Raw genomic sequence first — 9,091 nt, 5'->3', positions numbered from 1 at the left:
CAGGAAACACAGGAGCAACAGGAACAACAGGAGCAACAGGAAACACAGGAGCAACAGGAGCAACAGGAAACACAGGGGCAGCAGGAGCAACAGGAGCAACAGGAAACACAGGAGCAACAGGAAACACAGGAGCAACAGGAAACACAGGAGCAACAGGAAACACAGGGGCAGCAGGAGCAACAGGGGCAGCAGGAGCAGCAGGAGCAACAGGGGCAACAGGAGCAGGATTAGCGGAATTCGCCTATATCTACAATTTGGGTCTTCAAGTAGTACCGTTAGAAGCGGATATATTGTTCAGTGATAACGGAGTAATTGTAGGCAGCATTACCCATGCGCCGGGAACAGCTCCAATTATTCTTGGTACCGCCGGCACCTATTCTATATGGTTCAACGCTTCATGTAATGAACCCAACCAGTTTACTCTCTTCCAAAATGGCGGTCCCGTTGCTGGTGCAGTCTACGGCTCCGGGGCCGGCACTCAACCGAACCCAGGTATGGTAATTATTACAGCAAGCGCTGGTGATGTGTTAACCTTGAGAAACCATACTAGTACGGCGGCGGCTACCTTACAGACTCTAGCAGGCGGGACTGTAAGCAACGCAGATGCCTCCATTTTGATCCAAAAAATCAGTTAGTAACAATGAATTTCTCATGCCACTTTGATGCAGGTTCAAATCTGGCAGGCTCACGAAGTGATATTTCGGTTTTGTTAGTTTTTTCCACTACTGCTCAAACTGTGGTCAGGTTGTACTAGTGTCTATGGCTATAACTTGAAATTAAATCACTATATTTAAAGGAGCCTTCTCACAAAACGAGAAGGCTCCATAATATTTAATATAGAGGTGAAGTAAATGGAAGTAAAAGATAATCAAAGCGGTATCACTATAAGCCTCTCCATGATTGTTAAAAATTGAATAAGATACCATTGAAACTTGACTTAGAGATATGATATTCCTCCCAATCGTAAAAATATTTATTCGCTATAATTTTACATATAATAGCTAATTATGTAAACAACAGGTGGGACACTATAAATTTATTGGAGGATTAATCATTGAATTATACTAATTCTCCATACATGGGGGGGATTTTTGTCCAGCCTTTCGCTTTCCCGTATTTTAGGAATTTATCATACGAACTCATTTCGTCTTTAAATAAATCGATGAATGTTTTGCGCAGGTTGTCATTTCTTACGGTCTCCATTACTGCCCTCATGTGCAGGTCAATAGAATTCTGAAGTCCTGAGAGAAGAATTCTATACATAAATTGATCTTCCATTGCTTCTGGATCTATGCGCTGCACCATTTCAGCGGGTGGCCTTTCAGGTACATGGACACTATATTTTAGACACAGTTCCTCAAGTTTGGCGATCTGCTTTTTGATAATTATTAAGCCCATATCTAAGACAGCAATAAAGCTTGTGTCATGGGCAAAACTAACGGAGAACATGACTAATTCCAGCTGGTCATATCTTAAGTTCAGATGGTCCCAGAGATGGAAAGCTTCACTGATTGATAAATCCTCAGTTTTAATTGGTTTGGAAGGCTTATAAGCTGGAGGATTGTCTTCCCAACTCTTTAATTTGCCGAATTTATACAGTATCTGAAATTGATAGGCGTGGCCTAACAGAGCATGTTTGAAAAGTTCTCGGAGTTGATCATTATTTGTAGTGGTTCTATAAGACCGACCGAGGACAACCATTTGAGTAACTAGGTCTTCAAATATTCTCCTGTAAATATATCGGTCTGTAAGCTCATCGAGCTTTTTATCAATCCGGATATCCACTGCGGGTCTCTTGGGCAAGGTTACCGAATAGTGGGTTGCTTTCTCTTCCAATATCTTTGATTCCTTTATAAAGGTACTTAAGAACCGACTAAGCATAAGATCAAAATCACGGTCATGAATAAAATTCCTATACATCTGAAGGGTTTCTATACTTCCATAACGTGCTCTTAAGGCATTCCATAAATTGAAGGCTCCTAAAATATCAATAACTTCTTCACCGGATATTTTTTTAAAGATAGAAAACAAAACTATCACCCCATACCCCATTATATGATTGTTATAGTATCCGTTTGGCAGGGTATTTTTATGCGATCCACAGAAAGGCCTGATGAACCCGGAATCGACAAGTTATTAGGCATTTGATTTGAATAATATATAAATTAAAGAAAAATAGAGGTGAAATCCAAATAATGTCCAATATAGATAATTTAAAGTACGGAATGAACAGAGGTTAATTTGTGCAAAATCACATTAACGTGAACGAGAGTTTTCCAGTTGTAGGAATCGGAGTCTCGGCTGTTAGGGAAAAGACATTTAAGGCCTTTTTTGAAAACATGCCAGACGCTTGTGGGATGGCCTTTGTTATTGTCGGCCATCACGAAATGACGGTCCAGGTCCTACAAGAATACATATCTATGCCTGTTTTAGCAGTGAAAGACGATATGAAGATGATGCCAAACCATGTGTTTATATGCCCGGAAGAAAAAGATACCGGAGTTGTACGGGGTAATTTTTATTTGCGGGAACCCCTTTCTAATCCTCGAAAACCTTTAGATTATTTTTTTAGCACCTTGGCCTATGACCAGGGTGAAAATGCCATATGCATTATTCTTTCCGGAATAAGTCATGATGGAGCCTTGGGCTTAAAAGAAATTAAAGCACAGTTTGGTACGGTAATGGTCCAGGACGGAGGCATAGCAGGTTGTGCTGATTCCGCTGGCAGTGCCTCGGTCTTGGGATTGGCAGATTATAGTTTACCCATTGGGAAAATGGGTGACCAGCTCCTTGTCCATAGCAAGTGGTTGCAACGGAGAGCTTCGCGGAGTATGAACGAGAAATTGAGTAAGAACTCAGAAATACTCAAGAGAGTGCTTTTTATTATCCAAATGCACAACGGCCACGATTTTTCCCTTTACAAAAAAGGCACTATTTACAGGCGAATCGAAAGCAGAATGCGCGTCTGCCATATTCAAGATATTGAGGAGTATGTTCGTCATTTGCAGCGCAACGCGGCAGAAGTGGAAACCCTTTTCAAAGCGATACTTATTAATGTAACCCGTTTTTTCCGCGACCCTGAAGCCTTCGAGGTTTTAGAGAATCAAGTGATTCCGGATTTACTGGCGGATAAACCGGAGGGATATAACCTACGAATATGGATCCCCGGGTGTTCCAGCGGGGAAGAAGTCTACTCCCTGGCAATCATAATTCAGGAATGCATGAACAAAGCCCGGCAGAATATGACGCTGCAGATCTTCGCTACAGATATTGATGAAGACGCAGTTTTAGCGGCAAGGACTGGCTTATATCCCTTAAGCATTGCGGATGACATGCACCCTGAGCGCTTAAAACGTTTTTTTAAGCAGGAAGAAAATCGATACCGGATATCGAAAGAAATCCGGGAAACAATAATTTTTGCTTCCCATGATCTTATTAAAGACCCGCCTTTCATTAAGGTGGATATGATCAGCTGCCGAAACCTTTTAATATACTTTGAGAATTCCTTGCAAAAAAAGATTGCCAACCTTTTTCACTTCAGCCTTCTACCCACAGGAATACTCTTTTTAGGTCCTTCCGAATCGTTTGGAAGCAACACGAACCTTTATACTGTGCTAAATAGCAAATGGAAGTTATATAAACGCCGGGATGTCATCTCCAAACTCTGGACAAATTTTCTTCCCGGTTCGTCTATAGTTACAGCAGCGAGGGCAAGGGCGGATTTAACAAGCATCGTAGGATCGGAAAAACCAGGAATGATCAATTCTATAGAGAAAATGTTGTTAGAAAACTATACCCCGCCCTGTTTTATAGTCAATGAAAAGGGAGATATCATTTATATCAATGGCCGGAGCGGGAAATATTTTGAACTGGCTACTGGAGAAGCTAGCCTGAACATCGCGACCATGGTTAAGGAGGAAATGCGGTATAGTTTAAGGGCAGTACTTCGTCAGGCAGCTAAAACAAAAGAAGATATTACGATTGAAGGCGTGAGGGTGATCATCAATGACGAACAACTCACTCTTAATTTTGGTGTTAGGCCAATTGACGAACCTGGAACATTACAGGGTTTGATCCTGGTGATCTTTGAGGAAGTTTCTGCATTCCCCCTAGATACCCCGCTAAATAACTGCGCTGACAGCTCGTCCGATACTGTGACTCGGATCGACGAACTGGAGAATGAGCTAAAAAGTACAAAAGTTCAACTATTCAGGACAATCGAAGAGATTGAATTATCCTACATGGAGACGGCAGCGGCCAATGAAGAACTACACTCCGCTAATGAGGAATTACAGAGTTCCAATGAAGAAATGGAGACTTCCCGAGAAGAAATGCAGTCCCTCTACGAGGAAGTCGTAACCGTTAACAACGAACTGCATAATAAGCTGAATGAACTGGCCCACTCCAATGACGATATGACGAATCTTTTAAACAGCACAGAAATCGCCTTTATATTTCTGGATGGTAATTTGAACATTATGCGGTATACTCCTTTAGCCCCCAGGCTTGTTAACATCATTCCCTCAGATGTTGGTCGTCCTCTGGCCCACCTAGTAACAAAGCTCCGAAAGACGGATATTGTCAGTGAAGCTGAGCGGATTCTGAAAACCTATGGCCAAATTGAGAAGGAAGTTGAAACATTAGATGGGGTATGGTACCTGATGCGGTTAACACCCTACCGAACCTCCGAAAACACGGTGGCAGGTGTCGTAGTTTCTTTTGTTAATATCAGTAAACTTAAGGCACTGAATTTATTAAATACTGAGCTGAGGGACAGACGTGATTATGCCTTTAGTATCATTGAGGCCATTGACTTTCCCCTCCTGGTGCTGGACGGTGATTTTAAGGTTCTAACCGCGAACCAGGATTTTTACCGCGTTTTCCAAGTGACGCCTTTAGAAACGGAAGGCAGGTTGCTTTCACAACTTAGCAAAGACCGATGGAACACTCACGAGTTGGAGGAAAAACTTACCACTATTATTACTGCAGGGATATCTTTTCGAAGCTTCCTCATGGATTATGAATTTCCAGGCATCGGCTATAGAAAAATTTACCTCGATGCCCACCGGATTAATAGCAAAAAGCCATCTGCAGATTTAATCTTAGTCATCTTTAAGACGGAGAATTAATTTAGTTATGTTTAAATAAGGGGGTTGGTGATTGCATGGATGGTGTAAAATTACGCCAAGAAGCAGAAGCACTAAGAAACCAAAAGAACAGAGCTATAGGGAATACTTCCGCAGAAGGTTTAATGGAGAATATGGAACTTGAGATTCATCAAATCGAATTATCAATGCAAAATGAAGAATTACAGCGTGTTGGTCTGGAGAACGAATTATCCAGGGACAAATATAGGAAATTATATGATTTTGCTCCAGTGGGTTTTTTTACTTGTGGGACCAATGGCCTGATCCTGGAAGTCAACCGGACTGGGGCTGCTCTATTCGGAGTGGAGAAGGATCAGTTATTGGGTAAGGGTTTTACTAGTTTAGTGGCAGATGAGCACCAACACATTTTTTCTCTTTACTGCAAGTCACTGGGGCAAAATAATACAAAGCACGAATGCGAACTGAACCTCCGGAAGAATGATGGGACAGTTTTTTATGCTTTAGTTGAAGGAATAGCAGAGAAAGAGCAAGAAGCGAAAGATGAAAAAAGCACTCTTTGCTTTCTTGCGGTCAAAGACATTACCGAACGGAAGAAGAATGAGGAAGATAAGCTGAATTATCAACGGATGGAATCTTTAGGAATTCTAGCTGGGGGCATAGCCCACGACTTTAACAATCTTCTGACGGTTATATTAGGCAACATCTCGTTATTCAAAATGAAGAGTTTGAAACAAGAAAACAACCTGGAACTATTGGAAGAGGCAGAAAAAGCCTGCCAGCAGTCCACGGATTTAACCATGCAGTTGCTGACCTTTGCCAAGGGTGGTAAGCCCCTTAAAGAGGTGATATCCATTGTTCCCTTACTTAAAGATTCCGTCATTTTTGCTATGAGGGGTTCTAAAGTGCGTCATGAACTTGATTTGACCGATGATTTATGGATGGTTGAGGTTGATGGCGGACATATCAGACAAGTGGTAAATAACCTGGTCATCAATGCCCAGCAGGCCATGCCCAATGGGGGAACGGTGTCTTTGAGGTGTGAGAACAAATACTTGACCCAGGAAGAGGGACTACCGTTAAACATAGGTCCCTATCTGAAGATAACCGTAGAAGATTATGGCGTTGGCATCCCTAAAGACCAGTTGAACAGGATTTTTGATCCTTACTTTACGACAAAGGCGCAAGGTAACGGGCTGGGATTAGCTACTTCTTATTCCATAGTCAGGCGGCACAATGGTTACATCAGTGTTGAGTCCGAGCCAGGTCAGGGAACGGTTGTATCTGTCTACCTTCCAGCCATACCAGGAATGGCTCTGTCAGAGAAGGAGGCTATAGAGCAGCCTCTCTCTGGGCAAGGCAAAATTCTGGTTATGGATGATCAAGCCACCATACGAGAAGTTATCGGGGGGATGCTTGCCCAGTTGTGTTGTGAACCTTCCTTTGCTGTAGATGGAGAGGAAGCGATCCTTCTTTACAAGGAAGCCATTGAGAAGGGCGAGCCCTACGATGCTGTTATTTTTGATCTAACCATCCCCGGTGGAGGAGGAGGCAGGAAGGCCCTAGCGGAGATCACTAAAATAGATCCCCATGTCAAGGGCATAGCCTCCAGCGGCTACAGTAACGATGCCATTATGACCGATTTTAAAAAGTATGGATTTACAGCGGCTTTACCTAAGCCCTTTTGCCTGGAGGAACTAAGTAGAGTCCTTAGAAATACGATTTTAGGTCCCATAGTATCGTGATCTCGGAACAAATAAAAGCTCTGGGAAGTTGAATCAGGCAAATGTATTTATTAATCAAACCAGGAACCCTGAAATTCCCGTATGCATATAAAGTTTGAGCGAACAAGAAAAATAATCGAGGAAGCTAGTGGTACTTTGAGAATCATCAAATAAAATGAAAATTATAGGTTTTTAAAATGTGACCTTTTGGAAATCCAAACACTAACTAAATAAATTACTACAAAGATGGGGAAAGAATAAATATATTTCCAATGTTTAGGATTATAAAACCCTAAATAAACAAAAGATGGTTCCATAATAAAGGCACTAAATGCAGCAAAGACGATTGCTCTTATAATTGGGCCAATTTTAAATGTAATCTGCAAGGAAAACATTATTGCGACAGGTAGAAGTGTAAAATCCCATGGAATAAATGCAGGAGAAAATGGAACAACATTATAGTAGTAAGACCACAAACCAAATAAAATGCCCATAACGTCGAGCCATGAAGAAATAAGGATTACAAAAAAACCTGCTAGTAATAGTCTATTAGTGCTCTCTTTTTTTCTGAATTTAAGCCATAAAACCCATGGAATAATTGATAGGAATATACCGAACCACCATTGCCAACTAAGGAAGGTGTATTTAACCCAAAGACTAATCATATCAATATTAGCTTGTGAGATTAAGTTATATGCATCTTCCATCCCTTTAAGATATTCATTATTCATAGAACGACGCCTCTCATCTAAAATCAATGTGAATGTTTTTACCCAAGACTTAATTTGCTAACACCGAGTGCGTTATGTTCCCATAATATATCTTTAACCATATCTAACTGATTAGCATTACAATCAATAATCATGACAACCTCCGTTGCCTTAAGTTTTTTCTGTCTATGATTATATTTTTTAGTCGTTATTAGCTTAATAATGAAACCTAAACCAAATCCAATAAAAAAGCCGATTAGTCCCCATAACACAGGACCCCATTTTAATATGAAACCATAAATTCCTCCTAGAAGACATAATACGGTTGCTAAAATAATGGGCAAATCTAACAAACTTAAGCCATCGGCGGAATGAAGGGTGTCAAATAGTTTTTTGTCTTCGCTTCTTTTATCTATAGGAACACAAAGAATGTTTTCTTTGGCTATTCCTTTCATTTGAATGGCCGTAATAGCTAATTCGAGATAACTCGAGTGTTCAAAGGTAGAGACAATATACATTCATTCAACCTCATTCCAGCCTATCGTACAAAGGGCATTTTAAAATATTTATATTGATAATTCTTCTTTAAAAATTTGGATTGTTCCCAATCAAAGAGTTTATTATTTTCTACGGTATTAACATAGGCTTCGTACATGCACCAGACATAGATGCAAGGGATATTTAATAACCAGTGGGCTTCAACAACCGATTTAGCTAGCTCAAACTGCCCCAGTAAAGTGTAGTGAAGAGCGGGGAGTAGCTTGGAGAGATAGGCCATTACTATAAACCAACCCATTGAAAAAAAAGCACTTGGTATCCGATGAATATAGATTTGCCCTAGTCCAGGCATCAACGCTGACCACGACAAAGCAATCCATGGCGTTCTCTTATCTAAATAATTAATTTCTACTGAATCAATGTTAAACGTTTTAACTTCGGCATCTTCTCTTGAAGCTAAGATATATTGAAGATTGAGGTCAACGGTTGTTCGATAAGAATCCCAAACTGCAAATAAATAAGTTGGAGCGTACAACATAACCCAAGTGATATCAAGGGCGTTCTTGGCCATTTCGAATCTGCCTGTAAACGTATATAGGATTCCGAGGTTAATATGTGCTTTGTAATTCAAAAACACTTCCCAATTAAACAAGAAAAATCCCCTTAAGTATTTTGATAATAGCAGGTGTCCTAAGCCTGGATAGGCCATAGACCACCATGCAATTACAAAAGGATTTCTTAAGTGGAGTTGTGTTGTACCCAAGGTACTTAAATAAGCCATGTAACGACGGACGGTTGACGAAGGGGCGGGTCTATCCAATTTTAAATTCACCTCACATACTTGGAAATAGTATTGGTCTCTTAGAGTGAAAATATGTGACCTTTAATATTTAGGTGTCACTCTTCTCCTTGTGACTCGTGGATATCTAAGCGGAGAGATATAAATAACTGAAAGTCAGTTTCCTAGGAGTAAGGAAAAACTGGCTTTTTGCTTTGGGAATATGTCTTAACTAATGGTTTTGGTAACCGAATTGCCACCAATGACATGTGTTTC

General features: G+C 40.7%; 6 protein-coding genes and 1 pseudogene. 3 read left to right on the top strand and 4 right to left on the bottom strand.

The features are described 5' to 3' along the window. Positions 1-635 (top strand): annotated as a pseudogene (locus DSBG_RS20635) (hypothetical protein); the annotation flags it as partial. A 424-nt stretch (positions 636-1,059) separates the two neighbouring features. Here DSBG_RS20635 and DSBG_RS20630 read toward each other — a convergent pair. After that, positions 1,060-2,040, bottom strand: coding sequence for a DUF3231 family protein (locus DSBG_RS20630; protein WP_176716346.1), 981 nt, complete (start codon positions 2,038-2,040; stop codon positions 1,060-1,062). 221 nt (positions 2,041-2,261) lie between these two features. On the opposite strand from DSBG_RS20630, the gene DSBG_RS20625 reads away from it, so the two are divergent. Both DSBG_RS20625 and DSBG_RS20620 read left to right on the top strand, forming a co-directional pair. After that, positions 2,262-5,129, top strand: coding sequence for a CheR family methyltransferase (locus DSBG_RS20625; protein WP_176716345.1), 2,868 nt, complete (start codon positions 2,262-2,264; stop codon positions 5,127-5,129). 35 nt (positions 5,130-5,164) lie between these two features. After that, the gene (locus DSBG_RS20620) at positions 5,165-6,850 is read left to right on the top strand and encodes a hybrid sensor histidine kinase/response regulator (RefSeq protein WP_068966781.1); all 1,686 of its coding nucleotides are present in this window, start codon (positions 5,165-5,167) and stop codon (positions 6,848-6,850) included. 161 nt (positions 6,851-7,011) lie between these two features. Here the strand turns inward: DSBG_RS20620 and DSBG_RS20615 are convergent, their stop codons facing one another. From DSBG_RS20615 to DSBG_RS20605, 3 genes are read right to left on the bottom strand one after another with little or no spacing between them, the layout of a single operon-like run. Then, the gene (locus DSBG_RS20615) at positions 7,012-7,560 is read right to left on the bottom strand and encodes a CBO0543 family protein (RefSeq protein ID WP_068966779.1); all 549 of its coding nucleotides are present in this window, start codon (positions 7,558-7,560) and stop codon (positions 7,012-7,014) included. A gap of 38 nt (positions 7,561-7,598) precedes the next feature. Then, the gene (locus DSBG_RS20610; RefSeq protein WP_068966777.1) at positions 7,599-8,057 is read right to left on the bottom strand and encodes a hypothetical protein; all 459 of its coding nucleotides are present in this window, start codon (positions 8,055-8,057) and stop codon (positions 7,599-7,601) included. A 20-nt stretch (positions 8,058-8,077) separates the two neighbouring features. Further along, a complete protein-coding gene (locus DSBG_RS20605; RefSeq protein WP_068966775.1) occupies positions 8,078-8,857 on the bottom strand; it encodes a hypothetical protein in 780 nt (259 codons plus the stop codon). Positions 8,858-9,091: the final 234 nt, after the last annotated feature.

It is taken from the genome of Desulfosporosinus cupriresistens (assembly GCF_001707885.1).
Lineage (GTDB): Bacteria > Bacillota > Desulfitobacteriia > Desulfitobacteriales > Desulfitobacteriaceae > Desulfosporosinus.
This window is presented reverse-complemented; position numbering and strand designations above follow the sequence as displayed.

Excerpts from the sequence above, each read along its gene's own strand:
- DSBG_RS20620 (WP_068966781.1), top strand. The coding sequence starts at position 5,165 with ATGGATGGTGTAAAATTACGCCAAGAAGCAGAAGCACTAAGAAACCAA.
- DSBG_RS20615 (WP_068966779.1), bottom strand. The coding sequence starts at position 7,560 with ATGAATAATGAATATCTTAAAGGGATGGAAGATGCATATAACTTAATC.
- DSBG_RS20610 (WP_068966777.1), bottom strand. The coding sequence starts at position 8,057 with ATGTATATTGTCTCTACCTTTGAACACTCGAGTTATCTCGAATTAGCT.